This is a genomic window from uncultured Plantibacter sp., from assembly GCF_963518075.1.
In the GTDB taxonomy this organism is placed as follows: domain Bacteria; phylum Actinomycetota; class Actinomycetes; order Actinomycetales; family Microbacteriaceae; genus Plantibacter; species Plantibacter flavus_A.
In genome coordinates this window covers 1-21,275 of the sequence record NZ_CAUQHZ010000012.1, presented here as the reverse complement: position 1 = coordinate 21,275, position 21,275 = coordinate 1, and the positions used below count along the sequence as shown (strand labels likewise).

Sequence of the window (21,275 nt, the reverse complement as noted above, 5' to 3'; positions counted from 1 at the left end):
GATGAGCACGCAGATCGACAGCCTGATGCACGAAGACCGACGATTCCCACCGTCGGAGGAGTTCGCCGCGCAGGCGATCGCCAGCGCCGAGCTCTACGAGCGGGCGTCGAGTGACCGGCTCGCCTTCTGGGCCGAGCAGTCCCGCGAGCTGCTCACGTGGAGCAAGCCGTTCACGAAGACCCTCGACTGGTCGAACCCTCCCTTCGCGACCTGGTTCGACGACGGCGAGCTGAACGTCGCCTACAACTGCCTCGACCGGCACGTCGAGGCCGGCAACGGCGACCGCGTCGCCCTCCACTGGGAGGGCGAGCCCGGCGACACCCGCACCATCACCTACGCCGAACTCACGGCAGAGGTCAAGCGCGCGGCCAACCTGTTCACCAGCCTCGGCGTCGAAGCCGGCGACCGGGTCGCCATCTACCTGCCGATGATCCCGGAGGCGATCGTCTCGATGCTCGCCGTCGCGCGCATCGGCGCGGTCCACTCGGTCGTCTTCGGCGGGTTCAGCGCGGACAGCCTGCGCTCCCGCATCGACGACGCGGAGGCCAAGCTCGTCATCACCGCCGACGGCGGCTACCGCAAGGGCAAGGTCTCCGCGCTCAAGCCCGCCGTCGACGCGGCGCTCGCGAGCCGCGGCGAGCTGCCCGAGCAGGCGACCGTGGATCACGTGCTCGTCGTCCGTCGCGGCGAGAACGAGGTCGACTGGACGGCCGGACGCGACCTCTGGTGGCACGAGGCCATCGCCGACGCCGAACCCGAGCACGACGCGCAGCCGTTCCCTGCCGAGCAGCCGCTCTTCATCCTGTACACCTCCGGCACCACCGGGAAGCCGAAGGGCATCCTGCACACCTCGGGTGGCTACCTGACGCAGACGGCGTTCACCCACAAGAACGTCTTCGACCTGCACCCCGAGACCGACGTGTACTGGTGCACGGCAGACATCGGTTGGATCACGGGCCACAGCTACGTCACCTACGGCCCCCTCGCGAACGGCGCGACGCAGGTGCTCTACGAGGGCACACCGGACGCCCCGCACCCGGGACGCTGGTGGGAGATCATCGAGAAGTACGGCGTCAGCATCTTCTACACGGCTCCGACGGCGATCCGCTCCTTCATGAAGCTCGGCCGGAAGATCCCGAAGCAGTTCGACCTGTCGTCGCTCCGCCTGCTCGGCTCGGTGGGCGAGCCCATCAACCCCGAGGCGTGGATGTGGTACCGCAAGATCATCGGCAACAAGGTCGCGCCGATCGTCGACACCTGGTGGCAGACGGAGACCGGGGCGATCATGGTGTCGGCCCTTCCCGGTGTCACGTCGACGAAGCCCGGTAGCGCGCAGGTCCCGATCCCGGGCATCGCCATCGACGTGGTCGACGACGCCGGTGACGCGGTCGGTGCCGGCGGCGGCGGACTGCTCGTCGTGACCGAGCCCTGGCCGTCGATGCTCCGCGGCATCTGGGGCGACCCCGAGCGGTTCAAGGAGACCTACTGGGAGAAGTTCTGGGACGTCGAGGGCGGCCCCTTCTACTTCGCCGGCGACGGCGCACGGCTCGACTCGGACCGCGACGTCTGGCTGCTCGGCCGTGTCGACGACGTCATGAACGTCTCCGGACACCGACTCTCCACCGCTGAGATCGAGTCGGCGCTCGTCGCCAACGAGATGGTGGCCGAGTCCGCCGTGGTCGGTGCGGCCGACGAGACCACCGGGCAGGCGGTCGTCGCCTTCGTCATCATCAAGGAGTCCCACCTCGAGCAGGCGTCCGGACTCGCGGACATCACCGGCGCGCTCCGCAGCTGGGTCGGCGAACAGATCGGTCCGATCGCCCGCCCACGCGAGGTCTACCTCGTGAACGAACTGCCGAAGACGCGCTCGGGCAAGATCATGCGCCGTCTCCTGCGCGACGTGGCCGAGGGCCGCGAGGTGGGCGACACGACGACGCTCGCCGACACCACGGTCATGCAGATCATCACCGACAAGATGGTGAAGAACACGTAGGTCGATGCTCCAAACACGAGAGCCGGACGGAATCAGTCATTCCGTCCGGCTCTCGTGCATGTGGCGCGGGGAGGCGCTACGCGAACTCGACGATGAGCTCCACCTCGACGGGCGAGTCGAGCGGGAGCACGGCGACGCCGACGGCAGAGCGGGCGTGCACGCCGAGGTCGCCGAAGATGTCGCCGAGCACCTCTGACGCACCGTTGATGACGCCGGGCTGGCCGGTGAACGCCGGGTCGGAGGCGACGAAGCCGACGACCTTCACGATGCGGGTGACGCGGTCGAGCGAACCGATCTGGCTCTCCACCGCGGCGAGCGCGTTGAGGGCGCACGTCCGGGCATAGGACTTGGCGTCGGTGGGCGAGACGAGTCCGTCGCCCTCACCGACCTTGCCGGTGGCGGGGAGCTTGCCGTCGGTCATGGGCAGCTGGCCCGAGGTGAAGACGTGCTCACCGGAGACCACCGCGGGGATGTAGGCCGCGACGGGCGGGACGACGGTGGGCAGGGTGATACCGAGCTCGGCGAGTCGGTCGGCGATCTGGGACATGGGGGTTCCTCCGGGGCGTCGGGTCAGTCGGCGATGGGGCGCTTGAGGTAGGCGACGAGCCCACCCTCCGGACCGGTGACGACCTGGACGAGCTCCCAACCCTCCCCGCCCCAGTTGTTCAGGATGGCTGCCGTGTTGTGGATCATCAGCGGCGTGGTGAGGTACTCCCAGCGGGTCATGTCTCTCCTCGATCGGGCGCTCCGCACGGAGAGGCGGAGGCGCAGGGGATGGTCATGGCGGGCCCCAAGTGAAGCTCGCTCACAGTTTCCCCGCTTACCTTCGATCCTATGCCTGAACCACGTACCCCCGCGAAGACGGTCGCGCAGAGCGTCCTCGGCTTCGTCGGCTTGAGCGTCGCCGCCGGTGTGCTCGCCACCGCCGCGGTCACCCCTGCCATCGCGATGACCGGTCTCGCCACCTCCACGGGCATCTCCGTCTTCGACGGCCTCCCCGACTACCTCCAGCTCGACTCACTCGCCCAGAAGTCGAGCATCTACGCCAAGGACTCCGCCGGCAACCCGGTGCTCCTCGCCTCCTTCTACGACCAGAACCGGATCGAGGACAGCTGGGACCAGATCTCCCAGTTCGCGAAGGACGCCGCGGTCTCGGCCGAGGACCCCCGCTTCTTCGAGCACGGTGGCATCGACCTCGCGGGCACCGTCCGCGCGGTCGTCAACAACGCCGCCGGTGGATCGACGCAGGGTGGTTCGTCGATCACGCAGCAGTACGTGAAGAACGTCCTGGTGCAGAAGGCCGAGGCGATCCCCGACAAGAAGGAGAGCGACGCGGCCTACGAGGAGGCGACCGCGACGACCCCGGAGCGCAAGCTCAAGGAGATGCGACTCGCGATCGGTCTCGAGAAGACGTACGGCAAGGAGGACATCCTCCGCGGGTACCTCAACATCTCCGGTTTCGGCGGACGCGTCTACGGCATCGAGGCGGCGTCCAACTACTACTTCAACACCACGGCGGCGAACCTCACGCTGGAGCAGGCGGCGACCCTGCTCGCGATCGTCAACAACCCCGAGAACCTCAGGATCGACAAGCCCGACAGCGCCGACAACGGCGCGGCCAACGGCTACGCCCTGACGAAGACGCGACGGGACTACGTCCTCGACCAGATGCTCAAAGAGCAGAAGATCTCCAAGGAGCAGCACGACACCGCCGTGGCGATCCCGATCACCCCGACGATCGTGCCGCCCGTCACCGGCTGTTCCGCGGCCGGGTCGTCCGCCTACTTCTGTGATTACGTGACGAACGTGCTGCAGAACAACGAGATCTTCGGCGCCACACAGGACGAACGGTGGACGAACTTCAAGCGCGGCGGATACAGCGTCTTCACGACCCTCGACCTCGACCTCCAGAGCGCCTCGCAGGCGGCGATCGACGAATACGTCCCGAAGACCACCACGGAACTCGACCTCGGTGCCGTCTCCGTGAGCGTGCAGCCCGGGAGCGGGCGGATCCTCGCCATGGCCCAGAACAAGGACTACTCGCAGGATCCCGATGTCCTCGCGACGGGCTCCAACTACAGCGCCATCAACTACAACACCGACCAGGCCTACGGCGGCTCGGCCGGCTTCCAGCCCGGGTCGACGTACAAGATCTTCACCCTGACGGACTGGCTGAAGTCGGGCAAGGGCGTCAACGAGTCGATCAACGCGAACCGCAGATCCGACTGGGGGACCTTCACCAACAGTTGCGTCCCGGGTGGGACGGAGCAGGCGGAGGCCGGATGGAGTCCGCGGAACGACGAGGGCGAATCAGGGTCCTACACCGTGAGACGTGCCACGCAGCAGTCGATCAACACCGCGTTCATCGCGATGGCGCAGGAGCTCGACCTCTGCGACATCAGCAAGACCGCCGAGTCGATGGGCGTGCACCGTGCCGACGGCGCGCCACTGAACAACTCCCCCGCGACCGTGCTCGGCACGAATGAGGTCGCCCCGCTGAGCATGGCGACCGCGTTCGCGACGCTCGCGGCCGGCGGCAAGACCTGCGACCCGATCGCGATCGACTCGATCACGAAGCCCGACGGGTCGACTGCCGAGGTCCCCTCCGCGAACTGCCGCCAGTCGGTCGATGCGAAGGTGGCGGCCGCGGCCGACGACGTCCTCCAGGGCGTCGTGTCGAGCGGTACCGCGTCCGCCTCGGGCGCCCGCACCGACGGCGTCGGTGAGCTGATCGGCAAGACGGGGACCACGGACAACGCCGAGGCGACCTGGATGAGTGGCGCGAGCACGACCGTCGCGACGGTCGTCGGCACCTTCAACGTCAGCGGACACGTCAACCTCCGCGACACCTACATCGACGGCACCCAGGTCGCGTCCATGCGGCACTACATCTGGCCGGAGGTCATGTCGGCCGCGCTCGCCAAGTACCCGGGCGGCGACTTCCCTGAGGCCGACCGAGCCACGCTGCAGGGCGACGGTTCCGGCAGCAGCGGCGAGGACTCCACACCTGCTCCGACACCCACGACCGACCCGACGCAGGCACCGAGCGAGGCGCCGACACCGGCGCCTGGCGACGGTGGGGACACCGACGGGACCGGCGAGAACGGTGGTCCGGCAGCCCCGGGGAACGGCAATGGGAACGGCGGCGGTGCCGGGAACGGAAACGGGAACGGCTCACCCGGATGATCCGAGACGGCTGCCGGGCGGACGCCGCCCGGCAGCCGCCCCGGGCCGCCCCGGCGGCAACGATCGGGTTTCAACGCGGCGCTGAGCGGGCCTTTTTCAGGATTGTCGCTTAGCATCGATCCATGCCTCAACAACATCGCACGGCCACCGGTGTGCTCGGCGGCTTCCTCGGCTTTCTCGGCCTGAGCGTCGCAGCGGGTGTCCTCGTCACCGCCACGGTCACCCCGGCCCTCGCCGTCACGGGGATGGCGACCAACAGCACGATCAACGTGTTCGATGGTCTGCCCGACTACCTGGCCCTCGACGAGCTGGCGCAGAAGTCCAACATCTACGCGACCGACAGCGCCGGTAACCCGCAGCTGCTCGCGTCCTTCTACCAGCAGAACCGCATCGAGGTCGGCTGGGACCAGATCAACCAGTTCGTCAAGGACGCGGCGGTCTCGGCCGAGGACCCGCGCTTCTACGAGCACGGCGGTGTCGACCTCACGGGTACGATCCGAGCCGTCGCGATCAGCGCGACCGGCCGCGACCTCCAGGGTGGTTCGTCGATCACGCAGCAGTACGTGAAGAACGTGCTCGTGCAGAAGGCCGAGGCCATCACCGACGAGGCCAAGATGAAAGCCGCGTACGAAGAGGCGACGAAGGCGACCCCGGAGCGCAAGCTCAAGGAGATGCGCATGGCCATCGGCCTCGAGAAGCGCTACGGCAAGCAGGACATCCTTCGTGGTTACCTCAACATCGCCGGCTTCGGTGGCCGCACCTACGGCATCGAAGCCGCAGCCAACTACTACTTCGCGACCTCCGCGGCCAACCTCAATCTTGAGCAGGCGGCCGCGCTGATGGCGATCGTCAACAACCCGGAGACCCTGCGTCTCGACCGCCCGGACAGTGAGACCAACGGTGCGGCGAACGGATACGCGCTCACCCTCGAACGGCGGAACTACGTCCTCGATCAGATGATCAAGGAGGGCAAGATCACGCAGGAGCAGTACGACGTCGCGATCGCGACGGCCATCACGCCCACGATCAACCCGGCGAGCACGGGTTGCCAGACGGCCGTCAACGTCAGCCCCGGCGCAGGGTACTTCTGCGACTACGTGACGCGCGTGTTCCAGAACAACCCGATCTTCGGGGCCACCGAGGACGAGCGCTGGGCCGCGTTCAACCGCGGTGGGTACAGCGTGTTCACGACGCTCGACCTCGACGTCCAGTACGCCGCCCAGACGGCGATCGACGAGCTCATCCCGCGGGTGAGCGACCAGCTCGACATCGGTGCCGTCTCCGTCACGGTCCAGCCCGGGACGGGGCGCATCCTCGCGATGGCGCAGAACAAGGACTACTCGAACGACCCGGACGTCCTGGCCACCGGCGCCAACTACTCCGCGGTCAACTACAACACCGACGTCGATTACGGCGGGTCCACCGGCTTCCAGCCGGGATCGACGTACAAGACGTTCACGCTCGCCGAATGGCTCAAGGAGGGCCACGGTCTGAACGAGGGCGTCGACGGTCGCAAGCGCTCGCCCTGGGGCACCTTCAAGGACTCCTGCGCCGACGGCGGGACCGTGTACGCCGGTTCCGACTGGAACCCCGGCAACGACGAGGGCGGCAACGGTGGCCAGTACACCGCGCTCCAGTCGACGAAGCAGTCCATCAACACCGGCTTCATCGCGATGGCGAAGCAGCTCGACCTCTGCGGCATCCGCAAGACGGCCGAGTCGATGGGCGTGCACCGCGCCGACGGCGGGCCGCTCCTGCAGTCCCCTGCCACCGTGCTCGGCACGAACGAGGTCGCCCCGCTCAGCATGGCGACGGCCTTCGCGACCTTCGCATCGGGCGGCATCACCTGCGACCCGATCGCAATCGACCGCGTGGTGAAGCCCGACGGCACCGAGGTCCCGGTTCCTCCGGCGAACTGTCGCCAGGGTCTCGAGGCGAACGTCGCCGCCACGGCGAACGTCGCCCTCCAGGCGACGTTCAACGGCGGTACGACGAGTTCGTCCCGCATCGGTGACGGCGTGCCCCTCATCGGTAAGACGGGTACCACCGACAACAACGAGGCGACGTGGATGAGTGGCGCGAGCACGAAGGCGGCGACCGTCGTCGGCGTCTTCAACGCGACGGGCCACGTCAACCTCCGCCGTACCTACTTCGACGCCGGGCAGGCCGCGACGATCCGTCACAAGATCTGGCCGCGGGTCATGGCGACCGCCAATGCGAAGTTCGGCGGCGACGCGTTCGGCGACCCCGATCCGTCGCTCATCAACGGTCAGTCGGTCATGGTGCCCGACGTCGCCGGGAAGACCATCGAGGAGGCCCAGAAGCTCCTCGAGGACGCCGGCTTCGGCTTCGCGAACGGCGGCGCCGGCGACTCTGCGCTGCCCGCGGGTCAGGCCGCCAGCACGAACCCCTCGGGTACGGTGCCGAAGGGCTCCATCGTGACCGTCTACACCAGCAACGGCCTCCTGGCGACCGTCCCCGACGTGAGCGGCGCGGCGAGCTACGACGAGGCGAAGGCGGCCCTGCAGGGTGCCGGGTTCGCGAACGTCGGCCAGAAGTGTGCGGTCGATCCCGCAGCGACGACACCGAAGGTGACCGGAGTCGATCCACCGGCCGGGACCGCGGCGCGCAAGGACGGCAAGGTGACGGTGACAATCTCGAAGACCAGCTGTTAGCGTTCCGACGCCGGCACGGAGGGCCCGATCGTTTTCGATCGGGCCCTCCGTCGTCTTCACGGGGCCCGCTCCGGGCGTCTTCGGAGGGGCCAGCGGGTACGCTCGTGGGACGGTCGGCACCACTCGACGACCGAGGAGGAGACGATCGATGGCGGCACCCATGAGCACCGGCGGCAGACTCGGAACGGCAGCGGCCGTCGTGGCAGGCCTCGGGGCCCTCACCTTCGGGTACGCGTCCGTGATCGAGCGCAACGCCTTCACGCTGCGCAGGGTGACCGCTCCGGTCCTCCCGCCCGACGCCGAGCCGATCACCGTGCTGCACCTCTCCGACCTCCACATGGCGCCCTGGCAGCGCCGGAAGCAGGCCTGGCTGCGGTCGCTGGCCGATCTCCGGCCGGACGTCGTGATCAACACCGGAGACAACCTGGGGCATGAGCAGGGCATCGACGGGATCAGGGCTGCGCTGTCGGTGTTCGCGGGGGTTCCTGGGGCGTTCGTGCACGGCTCGAACGACTACTACGGCCCGACCGCGAAGAACCCGTTCAAGTACTTCACGCAGACCTCGTCGAAGCACGTCTCACCGACCACCCTCGACACGGGCGCGCTCGAGCGGTTCTTCATGGACGAACTCGGCTGGATCGACCTCAACAACGCGGTCGGTGAGATCTCGGTCCGCGGGACCCGTCTCGACCTGTTCGGCGTCGACGACCCGCACAAGCACTTCGACCGTCTGGACACGTTGACGGCCCTCATCGACGAGCGGCTGGATGCCGAGACGTTGGAGACCGATGACCCGTCCCTGGCGCACACCGTGACGGTGGGCGTGATGCACGCTCCGTATCGTCGGGTGCTCGACGCCTTCGTGACCCAGGGTGCGCAGTTCATCTTCGCGGGTCACACCCACGGTGGTCAGGTCTGTGTGCCGGGCTACGGGGCACTCGTGACGAACTGCGACATCCCTCGCAAGCAGGTGAAGGGGCTCAGCGTCTGGCGCCACGCCCTCCGCTCGGCGTACCTGAACGTGTCCGCTGGCATCGGGACCTCCATCTACGCGCCCGTGCGGTTCGCCTGCCGGCCGGAAGCGTCGCTCGTGACGTTCCTTCCTCGTCGCACGGTGGTCTGACCAGGCCCGACTGCCCTTCGACAGGCTCAGGGACCGGGACCTTCCGGGCTGTGCTGTCGGGGTAGCGGGATGTGCAATCCGCCAGCCCAGCGGACCGCCAGCCCCCGAAAACAGAGAAGCCCGGCCAGACGATTTCTCGTCTGACCGGGCTTTGCTGTCGGGGTAGCGGGATGTGCAACCCGCCAGCCCAGCGGACCGCCAGCCCGAGAAACAGAGAAGCCCGGCGGATACTTGCGTATCTGCCGGGCTTTGCTGTCGGGGTAGCGGGATTTGAACCCACGACCTCTTCGTCCCGAACGAAGCGCGCTACCAAACTGCGCCACACCCCGATGGCCCGAAGGCCTTGTCTAGGATAGCCGATTTTTCAGCGGCTGTTCGCCACTTCCTGGAATCGGTGGATCCCGGACCGGATCAGCCGAGCGCCGCCATCGCCGCCCGGCCGATCCGTGATCTCACGCCTGCTGGCGGCGACGCACGACCACGGTGCCGAGCGCGGCAGCACCGACGGCGAGGAGCCCACCGGCCACCCATGGGAGGGCGGTTCCGGCGAACCCGGTGTCGGCGAGGGCGTTGCCCCCGGCAGACGGGTCGGAGGCCGACGCGGCGGCAGCAGCGGCGTCCGCGGGGTCCAGCACGGTGAAGTCGGACGAATCGGTCACGGCGCCCTGGGTCGCGGTCAACGTGTAGGTGCCCGCGGGGTCCGCAGCCGTGTCGATGGAGACCTGGATGTCTCCGGCGGCGTCAGCGACGGTCGACAGCGTGCGAGCGGACACGCCGGCCACCGAGGAGTCGATGGTGATCGACACGGTCTGGTTCGCGGCCCAGAAGTCCGAGCACGAGTACGAGACCGCCGCGCCGCGCGCGACGCTCGCCGGCGTGATCGAGTTACAGCTGCCTGGACCGTAGCTGTCGCCCTCGACCGCGTTGGCTGCGGTGGGCAGCGCGACGACGGCGAGGAGGACGAGTGCGGCGGCGGAGAGAGTTCGTTTCATGTGCGGGCCCCTAGGTGTGCGGATGGCGCATGCGCTGCGTGATGCGACATGCGGACACGGCCTGGAGCCGAGCGCTGTTCACTCGTGGCCTCCATGGCCGTCATCATGCTAGGGCAGCCGCTCGCTCGCCAGAGCTGGAAAACCGCGGAATTCCGCGGATGTGACCACCTTTGGGGGTACGCCCTGTCCGCCTGACGCCAGGCCGTGGTCCGAGCGGACGACCGCCCGGACCACGCATCCCGACCGACGGATCAGGCCGTCTTGCGGCGACGGATCGCCATCGCGCCGACGACGCCGGCACCGACGACGAGGAGGCCTCCGCCGATCCACGGCAGGGCTCCACCGTCGAAGCCGGTCGAGGCGAACTCGCGCTCCGAGACCTGGAACGAGGCGCTCTCCGTGGTGGCGCCCTGGGTCGCCGTGACCATGCAGGTGCCGGAGGCGGTCTTGCTGGTCTCGATCGTCACCGCGAACGCGCGGGCGGCGTCTGCGCTGAACGTGCCGGACGTGGGTACGGCGCTCTGCTCGGCGGCCTGCTCGGTCGCTCCGGCGGTGTTCGGCTTCGCAGCGGGAATGCTGCAGCCGGGCCCGGCGACGGTGACCGTCACCGGAGTGCCGGGGTCGAAGGTGCCGTCGCAGCGGAAGACGGTCGACTCCCCCTGGGTCACCGACACCGGTGTGAGGGTCGCACAGCCGGCAGGGCCGTAGGTGGACGAGTCGGTCGCTGCACTCGCGGCGGTCGGGGCCGCGAAGACTGCCAGGAGGCAGAGCGATGCTAGGGCAAGGGTGCGCTTCATGTTGATATCCCCAAGGAACGTCGAGTACCCCCTGCGTCCGCCGATTTCGGGTGGGCGTCCGCGCGAGGTTCCCCAGGGTCACGAATTCGGGTGCGTGGCTTCCTGAGGTGTTGTCATGCTATGTCAGGAGCCGCACCGAGGGAAGGCTGAAATGGTCGTTTTGCCCGTGATTCCGGGGGTTGTGACCAGGTTTGGGGGTACGTCGGAGGCCTTCGGAGCGAGCACGGTGAAGATGAGTTCCGTTGTCGCCCCCGGAGTGAGGGTCACGTCGGTCTGGGCGTAGAGACGACCGTTCGGGTCGGTCACGGCCTTCACCGGCAGGTCCTCGCCGTCGCTCGCACGGAGCAGGGTCGCGCCGAGCGGGCCGTGGATCACGACGCGCGTCGCGATGTCTCCCGCGGGGGTGCCGAAGCGCCCGCCGGCGGTCACGTAGTCCGGCAGGGAGGTTGCGGCGTCCGCCGGTGCGGTGGACGTCAGGGTGACGGCGACGACGTATTCGGCGCCCTGTTTCGTGCACCGGGCGTCGCGGATGTCGACCTTCGTCTCCAGGTAGTAGTCCATCTTCGCGCGGGTCAGGTCTTCGAGGTAGACCCCGGTGTACACGGCTGCGTCGTCGGTCGCCGGTGGGATCCCGGCGAGGCTCGTCTCGGCGATCAACGCCTGTTCGGTGGGGACCGCACTCCACACGTGGAGACGGTTCTCCGCACCGGACTCGGACAGGGCCTGGACGAGGGCGCCGGGGTCGGGCGAGCGGGAGATCATGCCCTCGAACACCGCACCCGAGACGGCGGCGAAGAACGCGTCCTGCACGAGCCGGTCCGGGAACCGCGCGTAGACGTCGCTCAGCAGCGTCTTCGCCGCGTTGTCGGCGGTGAGCTCGGTGCCGTCCGGGAGGGCGACGGGCCCGGTCGCCTCAAGCAGGTGTGCGAGGACGTAGGGGTCGACGGCGACCACGGTGTCGATGGGAACGCCGAACACCTGGGTCCCCATGGCTGCGGCGAGCTCGCCGGTGCGACTGAAGTCGACCGTGAGGTTGGTGTCCTGGATGTACCGGCCGAGGTTGTCGGTGTAGACGTTCTGCTCGAACGGGGTGAGCGGGAGTACCGGGGCGGGGAATCCGGAGAAGTCGTCGCTCCCCCGGGTGCCGACGAAGGAGATGACGCCGTTCTCCGCGTGGATGAGGGCCACCGCCCCGGCGATGCCGCCACTCGAGCGCAGCTCCGCGTTGTTCTGGATCATCACCATGATGTTCCGAGGCCCGGCCCCTCCCGCCATGTCCGGCAGGAGCGCCGTGGCCCGCGCCGCGGTGTCGAGCATCGTGGATGCACCGGTGATCGTGCGGGTGAGCTTCTCGACGGCGTCCGCGACCACCGGCAGCGCACCGTCCGTGCCGATCGTGTCCACGCGCCCGGCGATGGCCTCAGCCGCTGCAGACGCCTCGGCCACGGTCGGCGCGACGGCGCGGAGCGGCTCCGTCGCGATCGACCCGTCCCCGGGGAGCAGGGACGACAGGTTCACCTGATCGGCGATCTCGACGACCTTCGGCACGACGTCGACCGCGACGTCGTCGGTCGCAGCGGCGGCCTGTCGCACCGCGGAGAAGTTCACGCCGAGGATCGGGACCGCCTCGGCCGCCCGCCAGATGGGATCACTCGTCAGCGACACCGCCTCGCCGGTGTGCTTGGTGAGGGCACGCTGCGTGACCTCGGTGCCGCTCGCGTCACCCTTGAGCACGGCCGACTGGAGCGCCTTCGCCTCCGACTGGGCGGCTTCGAGCGCGTTCTTCGCCAAGGACGCCCGGACGCCGAGCCAGGCTCCGAGCGCGAGGACGATGAGGAGGACGGCGAGTGCGATCCACCACAGACGCGAACGCCGGCGGCCGGGCAGGCGGATGCCGGCCGTCGCCGGGCGTGGGTCAGCCAAGAGTGCTCCTTGTTCGGGTAGGCACAGCCTAACCGCCGGATGACGACCTCCGAGGGTCGCTGCACGCCCCCTTTCAGGGGTGGACGACGCACGCCACAGCAGGGCTCACGGCCGCTCATGGCCTACGATTGCGGGGTGCCGTCAGCACGCCCGTCGACCGATCTGGAGCCGCACCGCAGATGACCCGCACGCCGCGCATCGTGATCGGGATCCTGCTGCTGCTCTGCCTGTGCGTCATGCTCGGCATCGCGTTCTGGCCGACGCCAGTCGACGCCGACGGCCGGACGACGCTGCTGGCGATCCTCGATCGCTTGCAGGCCGCGGGCGCCCCGACCTGGTTCGACTACCGCTTCGTCGAATCGGCCGCGAACGTCGTGCTGTTCATCCCGCTCGGAGCACTGCTCGCCCTCGAGCTGCCGTTACGCCTCTGGTGGGTCGCACCGCTGACGACGACCCTGTTCTCGGTCGCGATCGAACTCGGACAGACCCTGCTCCCCGAGCGGGTCGCGACGATCGCCGACGTCTACGCCAATGCGGCCGGAGGGCTGCTCGGCGCGACGATCGTGCTCGTCGTCCGGCTACTCGTCACCGGTCACGGACGACCGAGACCGACGTAACGCCACCCGGCGCCCCGCCAGGCGTCCACGTCGAGGCAGTTGCGTCCGTCCACGATCGTCTTGCCCGCGGTCAGCTCGGCGACGGCCGAGGGGTCCAGGGCTCGGAACGCCTTCCACTCGGTCACGACCACGACGATGTCCGCGTCCGTCACGGCCTCTTCCGCCGAGTCAGCGAACGTCAGCTGCGGGTGGAGCCGACGCGCGTTGGGGACCGCTTCCGGATCGAAGGCGAGCACCTTCGCACCCAGTCCGTTGAGGCCGACGGCGACATCGAGGGCCGGCGAGTCTCGGACGTCGTCGCTGTCGGGCTTGAACGCGAGCCCGAGCACCGCGACCCGCTTCTGGTAGGCGCTCCCGCCGAGCTCCTCGACGACGAGGTCGATGACGCGCTGACGACGACGAAGGTTGATCGCGTCGACCTCCTTGAGGAAGGCAACCGACTCCCCACGACCGAGCTCCTCGGCGCGAGCGGTGAAGGCGCGGATGTCCTTCGGCAGGCAGCCGCCGCCGAACCCGACACCGGCGTTGAGGAAGCGGCGACCGATCCGGGCGTCGTAACCGATCGCATCGGCGAGCTCCGTGACGTCGGCGTCGGTGACCTCGGCGATCTCCGCCATCGCGTTGATGAAGGAGATCTTCGTGGCGAGGAACGCGTTCGCGGCGACCTTCACGAGCTCCGCGGTCGAGTACCCGGTGGCGACGAGCGGCGTGCCGGTGGAGAGTGCCTGCGCGTAGACCTCGTCGAAAGCGGCTCGAGCGACGGCGGCGTCTTCGGGAGCCGGCGGCAGCCCGTACACGAGTCGGTCGGGCGCGATCGTGTCCTGCACGGCGAAGCCCTCCCGCAGGAACTCGGGGTTCCAGGCGAGCACGGCGCCGGTCGGGGCGACGAGTTCGGCCAGGCGCGCAGCGGTGCCGACGGGGACGGTCGACTTGCCGACGACGACGTCTCCTGCCGACAGGTGCGGCAGGAGGGCCGTCACCGCGGCGTCCACGTACCGCAGGTCGGCCGCGTTGGAGCCGGACTTCTGCGGCGTGCCGACCGCGACGAAGTGCATGGTGGCCCCGGCCGCGTCGGCCATGTCCGTACTGAACCGCAGACGGCCCGACTCGACGCCGGCCAGCAGCAGCTCCGGAAGGCCGGGCTCGAAGATCGGCGAGCGTCCGGCGGCGAGCGCCTCGATTTTGGCCGGGTCCACGTCGATGCCGACGACCTCATGCCCGATCGATGCCATGGCGGCCGCGTGCACGGCCCCCAGGTAGCCGCAGCCGATGACGGAGAGCTTCATGCGTGTGATCCTTCGCTGATGGGAGGTGCGCTGGGTGTGCTGGACAGGCGACCGCCGGACTCCTGCAGGTAGCAGACGCCGCAGAGCGATTCGTAGGTGACGGTGGTGCCGTCGATGGCGACCTGGTCGCCGTCGAAGACGAACGTGTCGCCGAACCGGCGGCCGTTGAAGATCGCCTTTCGACCACAACGGCAGATCGTCTTGAGCTCTTCGAGGCTGTGGGCCACCTCGAGGAGGCGGCGGCTCCCGGGGAACGCGACGGTCTGGAAGTCGGTCCGGATGCCGTAAGCGAGGACCGGGATGCCCTCGAGCAGCGCGATGCGCAGCAGGTCGTCGACCTGTTCCCCGTGGAGGAACTGGGCTTCGTCGACGAGCAGGCAGCTGACGTCCTCGCCGGTCTCCTGCACGACGCGGCGACGGTGCTCCGCGAACACCCGGACGGCGTCGTCGTCAGGACCGAGCAAGAAGTCGGCGTCGCGGGTCACGCCGAGGCGACTGACGATGGCGGCGTCGCCCTTCGTGTCGAGGGACGGCTTGGTGAGGAGGACGCGGTGGCCGCGCTCCTCGTAGTTGAACGCCGCCTGGAGCAAGGCGGTGCTCTTGCCGGAGTTCATCGCCCCGTATCGGAAGTACAGTTTCGCCACCAGGCAAGCTTAGGGTTCCCAAGCTGCACCTGTCGCATCCGACGAGGGGCCGGGCGAGGACCCGTGTCGGGGCTACAGCGAGATGTCGAGGGCCTCGGCGGTGCTCTCGAGGACCTTCGCCGCCGTCTCGGGGACGTCGTTCAGCGTCGAGCCGTAGGTCGGGATCATCTCGCGGAGCCTCGGCTCCCACGCGGTCATCCTGTCGGGGAAGCACTTGCGCAGGACGTCGAGCATGATCGGCACGGCCGTCGATGCGCCGGGCGAAGCGCCCAGCAGTCCCGCGATCGTGCCGTCCGCACCCGTGATGACCTCGGTGCCGAACTGCAGAACGCCGCCCTTGGCCTTATCCTTCTTCATGACCTGGGCTCGCTGCCCGGCCTCGATGAGGTACCAGTCCTCGTCCTTCGCCGTCGGCAGGAACTCGCGGAGGCTGTCCATCTTCTGCTTGCGGGACTGCAGGAGCTGCCCGATGAGGTACGTGATGAGGCTCGGGTTGTCCTTCGCGACCGCCAGCATCGGGAGGAGGTTGTGCGGGCGCACCTGGGTGACGAGGTCGAGCATCGATCCGCGCTTGAGGAACTTCGGGCTGAACGTCGCGTAGGGGCCGAAGAGGAGGCTCGCCTGACCGTCGACGACGCGGGTGTCGAGGTGCGGGACCGACATCGGCGGGGCCCCCACCGAGGCCTGGCTGTAGACCTTGGCCTGGTGCTTCGAGACCACCGCGGGGTTGTCGGTGCGGAGGAACTGCCCACCGATGGGGAAGACGCCGTAGCCCTTGATCTCGGGGATCCCGGACTTCTGCAGCAGCTTGAGCGCCCATCCGCCGGCGCCGACGAAGACGAAGCGGGCGTTGATCTCCATCGGAGAACGTCCGAGCGTCTGACGGCCTCGGATGCGCCAGGTGCCGTCCTTCAACCGCTTGAGCGACCGGACCTCGTGGTTGGTGCGGACGTGGGCGTTCGGCGCCGCGCCGAAGAGCTTGTGCGTGAGCGAACCGAAGTCGACGTCGGTGCCCGCGGTGATCCGGGTGGCCGCGATGCGTTCGCCGACGGCACGCCGGTTGATGAGCAGTGGAGCCCACTCGGCGATGACGGCCGGGTCCTCCGAGAACTCGATGCCGGCGAAGAGCGGCTGATCCTTCAGCGCCTCGTAGCGTTTCCGCAGGTATTCGACGTCCTTGTCGCCGCGCACGAACGTCATGTGCGGGGTCGGGTTGATGAAGGTGTCGGGTGCGCCGAGCAGGCCCTCCTCGACGAGGTGCGACCAGAACTGACGGCTGAGCTGGAACTGCTCGTTGATGCCGATGGCCTTCGCCGGGTCGACGTGGCCGTGGGCGTCCTGCGGCATGTAGTTGAGCTCGCACAGCGCGGCGTGGCCCGTCCCGGCGTTGTTCCAGGGGTTGGAGCTCTCGAGTGCGACGTCGCTCAAGCGCTCGTACACCTCGACCTTCCAGTCAGGCTGCACCTGGTGGATGAGGGCGGCGAGCGTGGCGCTCATGATGCCACCACCAATGAGGGCTACGTCGATGGTTTCGGTCACCAGAGCAGTCTAGTCGCGGCGAGGCCCGAGCTCTCCACCCGCGTGCTGTCGCTGATCGCATGCTGTGAGATCGCTCGATGTCGAGACACTTCGGCCCGACTGCACGACCGCCGGGTCAGCGTCCGGGGAGCGCGGGGGTGAGGGCGTCGAGCTCCTCGAGCATGCGCTGCGCGAGGTGCGCGTACCCGGCGTCGCTCGGGTGGAGGCCGTCGGCGGATATCCACGTCGCCGGGTCCTCGTCCAGCCAGTGCGACGCCCCGGAGATGTAGTCGGCCCCGATGGTGTCGGCGGCGTCGTGCACCCATCCGATGATCTGTTCGACGGAGGCCGGTCGCTCAGCGGTGTACCACCAGGGCTCCACCACGATGATGCGGGTGCCGGGCAGCCCGTCGCGCAGCCGCTGGAACTCCGGCAGGATCGCCTCCCGGATCGCCTGCTCGTTGCCGGTCCACTCGAAGTTGTCGTTGATGCCGAGCGCGACGATGAGGACCTCGGGGTGCTGCGCGATGACGTCGGCCGTGACATCGCCGACCTTGTCGCGCTTTCGGACGAACCCGAGACCCGGGTAGCCGGCGTTGTACTCCGTCCAGCCCTCGGCCTTCGCGACGAGCGAGGACCAACGGGCGGCCGGCGACGACGCTGCCGAGCCCTTCGTGTACGAGTCGCCGTAGAACGCGACGAGCGGTCCGACGGCGACCTCGGACCCGGAGGTGTCGGCGCGGGCGACCGTCGTCTGCTGGACATCGGCACGCAGGCCACTCACGGTGATCACCGCGGTGACGGCGATGGCGGCCGCGATGAACGCGGCCAACCACCGTCGGCGCAGGCGTGGTCGCTGGCGGGCCATGTCGTCGTCCTCGATCGGGTGGAGGGAGGGCCGGTCAGACCGTTGCGGGCTGTGCGAGCAGCTCGGCGGCGACGATCTCAGCGATCTGCACCGCGTTGAGGGCCGCACCCTTGCGCAGGTTGTCGTTCGAGATGAACAGCGCGAGGCCCTTGCCGGCCGGCGCGCTCTGGTCGGGACGGATGCGCCCCACGAACGACGGGTCCGCACCGGCGGCCTCGAGCGGCGTCGGAACGTCCGACAGCTGGACGCCTGGAGCGTCACGGAGCAGCTCGATCGCACGTTCCGGCGACAGGTCGCGCGAGAACTCGGCGTTGATGGCGAGCGAGTGGCCGGTGAACACGGGCACGCGTACGCAGGTGCCCGACACGAGCAGCTCGGGGAGCTCGAGGATCTTCCGGCTCTCGTTGCGGAGCTTCTTCTCCTCATCGGTCTCGCCGAGGCCGTCGTCGACGATCGAGCCGGCGAGCGGGATGACGTCGAAGGCGATCGGGGCGACGTACTTGTCGGGAGCCGGGAACTCGATCGCCGAACCGTCGTGGACGAGTCGGGTGAGGTCGCCCTGGGCGACCGCGGCCTCGATCTGGCCGGCGAGTTCAGCCGCGCCGGCGAGCCCGGACCCGGAGACGGCCTGGTAGGTGTTGACGATGAGGCGGGTGAGCCCGGCCTCGGCGTCGAGGACCTTGAGGACCGGCATGGCCGCCATTGTCGTGCAGTTGGGGTTCGCGACGATGCCCTTGACCGCGTCCTTGATGGCGTGCGGGTTCACCTCGCTGACGACGAGCGGGACCTCGGGATCCATACGCCACGCGCTCGAGTTGTCGATGACGAGCGCACCGGCAGCGGCGAACCGCGGAGCCTGCGTGCGGGAGCCGGTCGCGCCGGCCGAGAACAGGGCGATGTCGATGCCGCTCGGGTCGGCCGTCTCGACGTCCTCGACCACGATGTGCTGGCCACGGAACGGGAGCGTCGTGCCCGCCGAGCGAGCCGTCGCGAAGAAGCGGATCTCGCTGATCGGGAACTCACGTTCCTCCAGCAGGCGGCGCATGACCTTGCCGACCTGACCGGTCGCTCCGACGACACCGACACGTACACCGTTGCTCATGGGGATTCCTCTGGTTTCAGGGGTTGTTGTGAACCATCTTGCATCAGGATCGGCCAGGCTCCGGCCCCTGAGCCTGTCGAAGGGTCGTTCCTCAGCCTGCCGAAGGGCGGGCTCAGCGGCCGGTGCCACCGTGGACGACGGCTTCGTCCTCGCCGTCGAGACCGAACGCGGAGTGGACCACGTTCGCGGCTTTGTTGAGGGTGTCGGCACGCGTCACGACCGAGATGCGGATCTCACTGGTGGAGATCATCTCGATGTTGATGCCCGCTGCGCTGAGCGCCTCGAAGAGCTTCGCCGAGACGCCGGTGTTCGTGCGCATGCCGGCACCGACGAGGGCGAGCTTGCCGATCTGGTCGTCGTGCTGGATGGCCGAGAAGCCCACCCGCTCCTGCTCGGCCGCGAGCGCGCGGAGGACCTGCTGCGCCTCGGGCTTCGGCAGGGTGAACGAGATGTCGGTGACGCCGGAGACGGCGGTCGACACGTTCTGGACGATCATGTCGACGTTGCCGCCCGACTTCGCGACGATCGTGAAGATCTCCGCCGCCTTGCCCGGCAGGTCGGGGACACCGACGACGGTGATCTTGGCTTCGCTGAGGTCGGTCGCGACTCCGGCGACGATGGGCTGCTCCATGGGTGCCTCACCTGCTCCTGGGTTGTTGCGGCCCGCGTCGTTGAGGACGAGCGTGCCTTCGTTGTTGTTGAAGGACGACCGGACGTGGAGCGTCACGCCGTGGCGGCGTGCGTACTCGACGGCGCGGATGTAGAGGACCTTGGCGCCCGAGGCCGCGAGCTCCAGCATCTCCTCGCTGGAGATGCGGTCGATCTTCCGGGCTTTCGGGACGACGCGGGGGTCGGAGGTGAAGATGCCGTCGACGTCGGTGTAGATCTCGCAGACGTCGGCGTCGAGGGCGGCGGCGAGCGCGACGGCCGTGGTGTCGGAGCCGCCACGACCGAGCGTGGTGATGTCGCGGGTGTCACGGTTGAAGCCCTGGAAACCGGCGACGATGACGATGGCGCCGTCGTCGAGGGCCTCGCGCAGGCGCACGGGGGTGACGTCGACGATGCGCGCTGCACCGTGCTGGGCGTCGGTGATCATACCGGCCTGGCTGCCGGTGAAGGAGCGTGCGACGTAGCCCATGCTGCTGATCGCCATGGCGAGGAGCGCCATCGAGATGCGCTCGCCGCTGGACAGCAGCATGTCGAGCTCGCGGGGCGCCGGGATGGGCGTCACCTCGTGGGCGAGGTCGAGCAGTTCGTCGGTCGTGTCACCCATCGCCGAGACGGCGACGACGACCTCGTTGCCCGCTTTGCGGGTCTCCACGATGCGCTTCGCCACGCGCTTGATGCTCTCGGCGTCCGCGACGGAGGACCCGCCGAACTTCTGCACGATCAATGCCATCGGATCTCCTGGGGAAGTCGGTGCGGGCACGAGCGGCCCAGCGATCATCCTACCCATCCGGGCATTCCGCGCCGTTCATGTGACGAAGGGCACCCTCACCCGCTCCGGGGAAGGAGATCCGCCCCGCGACAGGACGCTTCGGCCCGTTCGGTCCTGCTGTCGCGCCGATCTCCTGCGGTGGGGAGGCGGGTGGGCCTCGGTAGGGTTGGCCTATGCAGCAGGAAGACGCGCGGGTGCTCGCGACGGTGCGACGCCTCTGGCAGGGGCTCGCCTCGCCGACCGCGCGGTTCTCCGCCGGCCGCGTCGCCGTCGTCGTGAACGCCGGCTCGATGGCGTGCCCGCCCGGATGGATCGGCGTCGTCGAGATCGACGGCAGCGCCCTCGCGATCGTGCCCGACGAGGACACCGCCAGGCGACTCGCCATCGAGGACGAATCGCCGAGGAGCGTCGGGACGGTCGAGTTCCTCCGCTCGCGCGTGCAGGTCGCCGAGGTCCTCGGGCCGGCGACGCTCGACTACCTGCTGCCCGGGCGGTTCCGACCGGCCGAGGAGATCGACGTGGTGGCGAGCAAGGCGAGCGACCCGGCCATCGAGTCGCTGCTGTCGAAGGTGGGCGATGACGAGGCCTCGGAGAGCGGGATCTTCGGCATCACCTCGCCGCTGTTCTCGGTGCGCGAGCACGGTCGGGTCCTCGCCGTCGCCGGCTACCGGTCGTGGCCGTTGGGTGTCGCGCACGTGACGGCGTTGACCGCCCCGGAGGCTCGCGGGACCGGTCTCGCGACCAGGCTGGCCTCGACCGCGGTCGAGCATGCCCTCGCGGCAGGGCTCCTCCCCCAGTGGCGCGCCGCCGACACGAACCCCGGCTCACGCGCCGTCGCCCGCAAGCTCGGCTTCTCCGCGATCGGCCGGCAGCTGTCTGCCCGCCCGGTGGTCGCCGAGTGGCCGGCGCCCTCCGCCGACGCCTGAGGCGCGCCCAGCTGCCCTGACTCAGGAGTCCCTCGGCACGGCGCAACCCACCAGCCCCGACACACCGGACGACTCCTGAGAAAGGGCCGATGGCAAGAGGGAGGGGTGGAGGGGCGGGCGAGGAGGCGGGGTGGTCAGCCGCTGACGACGGTGCGACCCTCGAAGGCACGACCGAGGGTGACCTCGT

The 21,275-nt window shown here is 68.9% G+C and carries 17 protein-coding genes and 1 tRNA gene; 6 read left to right on the top strand and 12 right to left on the bottom strand.

What is annotated here, in order from left to right; all coding sequences use genetic code 11:
• Nucleotide 1: 1 nt before the first annotated feature.
• The gene (gene acs / locus RWN05_RS13950; RefSeq protein ID WP_079003122.1) at nt 2–1,993 is read left to right on the top strand and encodes an acetate--CoA ligase; all 1,992 of its coding nucleotides are present in this window, start codon (nt 2–4) and stop codon (nt 1,991–1,993) included.
• Nucleotides 1,994–2,069: 76 nt separating this feature from the next.
• On the opposite strand, the gene RWN05_RS13945 is transcribed toward acs, so the two are convergent.
• Together RWN05_RS13945 and RWN05_RS13940 are read right to left on the bottom strand one after the other, a co-directional pair.
• The gene (locus tag RWN05_RS13945; protein ID WP_079003124.1) at nt 2,070–2,540 is read right to left on the bottom strand and encodes a RidA family protein; all 471 of its coding nucleotides are present in this window, start codon (nt 2,538–2,540) and stop codon (nt 2,070–2,072) included.
• A 23-nt stretch (nt 2,541–2,563) separates the two neighbouring features.
• Nucleotides 2,564–2,719, bottom strand: a complete 156-nt coding sequence (locus tag RWN05_RS13940) for a hypothetical protein (protein ID WP_162852301.1) — start codon at nt 2,717–2,719, stop codon at nt 2,564–2,566.
• 108 nt (nt 2,720–2,827) lie between these two features.
• On the opposite strand from RWN05_RS13940, the gene RWN05_RS13935 reads away from it, so the two are divergent.
• The 3 genes from RWN05_RS13935 to RWN05_RS13925 all read left to right on the top strand — a co-directional run bounded on the left by RWN05_RS13935 (nt 2,828) and on the right by RWN05_RS13925 (nt 8,977).
• On the top strand, nt 2,828–5,179 hold the full coding sequence (locus RWN05_RS13935; RefSeq protein ID WP_079003125.1) for a transglycosylase domain-containing protein: 2,352 nt from the start codon (nt 2,828–2,830) through the stop codon (nt 5,177–5,179).
• A gap of 122 nt (nt 5,180–5,301) precedes the next feature.
• Nucleotides 5,302–7,854 carry a transglycosylase domain-containing protein gene (locus RWN05_RS13930; RefSeq protein ID WP_153303505.1) on the top strand — a complete coding sequence of 851 codons (2,553 nt, stop codon included), beginning with the start codon at nt 5,302–5,304 and terminating at the stop codon, nt 7,852–7,854.
• Between the two features lie 148 nt (nt 7,855–8,002).
• On the top strand, nt 8,003–8,977 hold the full coding sequence (locus tag RWN05_RS13925) for a metallophosphoesterase (protein ID WP_314139964.1): 975 nt from the start codon (nt 8,003–8,005) through the stop codon (nt 8,975–8,977).
• 255 nt (nt 8,978–9,232) lie between these two features.
• On the opposite strand, the gene RWN05_RS13920 is transcribed toward RWN05_RS13925, so the two are convergent.
• From RWN05_RS13920 to RWN05_RS13905, 4 genes are all read right to left on the bottom strand, one after another.
• A tRNA-Pro gene (locus tag RWN05_RS13920) sits at nt 9,233–9,306 on the bottom strand.
• Nucleotides 9,307–9,429: 123 nt separating this feature from the next.
• Nucleotides 9,430–9,969 (bottom strand): hypothetical protein, encoded by a 540-nt coding sequence (locus RWN05_RS13915; RefSeq protein WP_079003128.1) that lies wholly within the window; start codon nt 9,967–9,969, stop codon nt 9,430–9,432.
• A 251-nt stretch (nt 9,970–10,220) separates the two neighbouring features.
• Nucleotides 10,221–10,766, bottom strand: a complete 546-nt coding sequence (locus RWN05_RS13910; RefSeq protein WP_064296099.1) for a hypothetical protein — start codon at nt 10,764–10,766, stop codon at nt 10,221–10,223.
• Between the two features lie 123 nt (nt 10,767–10,889).
• A complete protein-coding gene (locus RWN05_RS13905) occupies nt 10,890–12,689 on the bottom strand; it encodes a DUF4012 domain-containing protein (protein ID WP_314139962.1) in 1,800 nt (599 codons plus the stop codon).
• Nucleotides 12,690–12,868: 179 nt separating this feature from the next.
• On the opposite strand from RWN05_RS13905, the gene RWN05_RS13900 reads away from it, so the two are divergent.
• Nucleotides 12,869–13,306: a VanZ family protein gene (locus tag RWN05_RS13900; protein WP_079003130.1), complete on the top strand. Its 438-nt coding sequence runs from the start codon at nt 12,869–12,871 to the stop codon at nt 13,304–13,306.
• Here the strand turns inward: RWN05_RS13900 and RWN05_RS13895 are convergent.
• The 6 genes from RWN05_RS13895 to RWN05_RS13870 form a co-directional block, all read right to left on the bottom strand.
• Nucleotides 13,282–14,592 carry a UDP-glucose/GDP-mannose dehydrogenase family protein gene (locus tag RWN05_RS13895; RefSeq protein ID WP_314139961.1) on the bottom strand — a complete coding sequence of 437 codons (1,311 nt, stop codon included), beginning with the start codon at nt 14,590–14,592 and terminating at the stop codon, nt 13,282–13,284. The two genes, RWN05_RS13900 and RWN05_RS13895, sit on opposite strands and share 25 nt — an antisense overlap.
• Nucleotides 14,589–15,236 (bottom strand): thymidine kinase, encoded by a 648-nt coding sequence (locus tag RWN05_RS13890; protein WP_314139960.1) that lies wholly within the window; start codon nt 15,234–15,236, stop codon nt 14,589–14,591. The genes RWN05_RS13895 and RWN05_RS13890 overlap by 4 nt, the downstream gene beginning before the upstream one ends.
• A 72-nt stretch (nt 15,237–15,308) precedes the next feature.
• Entirely contained in the window at nt 15,309–16,775 is a 1,467-nt protein-coding gene (locus RWN05_RS13885; protein WP_079003133.1) for a malate:quinone oxidoreductase, read from the bottom strand.
• A 115-nt stretch (nt 16,776–16,890) separates the two neighbouring features.
• A complete protein-coding gene (locus RWN05_RS13880) occupies nt 16,891–17,622 on the bottom strand; it encodes an SGNH/GDSL hydrolase family protein (protein ID WP_082916156.1) in 732 nt (243 codons plus the stop codon).
• A gap of 34 nt (nt 17,623–17,656) precedes the next feature.
• Nucleotides 17,657–18,724 carry an aspartate-semialdehyde dehydrogenase gene (locus tag RWN05_RS13875; protein WP_314139959.1) on the bottom strand — a complete coding sequence of 356 codons (1,068 nt, stop codon included), beginning with the start codon at nt 18,722–18,724 and terminating at the stop codon, nt 17,657–17,659.
• A gap of 112 nt (nt 18,725–18,836) precedes the next feature.
• Complete coding sequence (locus RWN05_RS13870) at nt 18,837–20,123, bottom strand: aspartate kinase (protein ID WP_064296092.1); 1,287 nt, start codon at nt 20,121–20,123, stop codon at nt 18,837–18,839.
• Nucleotides 20,124–20,335: 212 nt separating this feature from the next.
• Between RWN05_RS13870 and RWN05_RS13865 the strand changes: the two genes are divergently transcribed.
• Nucleotides 20,336–21,088 carry a GNAT family N-acetyltransferase gene (locus RWN05_RS13865; RefSeq protein ID WP_064296091.1) on the top strand — a complete coding sequence of 251 codons (753 nt, stop codon included), beginning with the start codon at nt 20,336–20,338 and terminating at the stop codon, nt 21,086–21,088.
• Nucleotides 21,089–21,275: the final 187 nt, after the last annotated feature.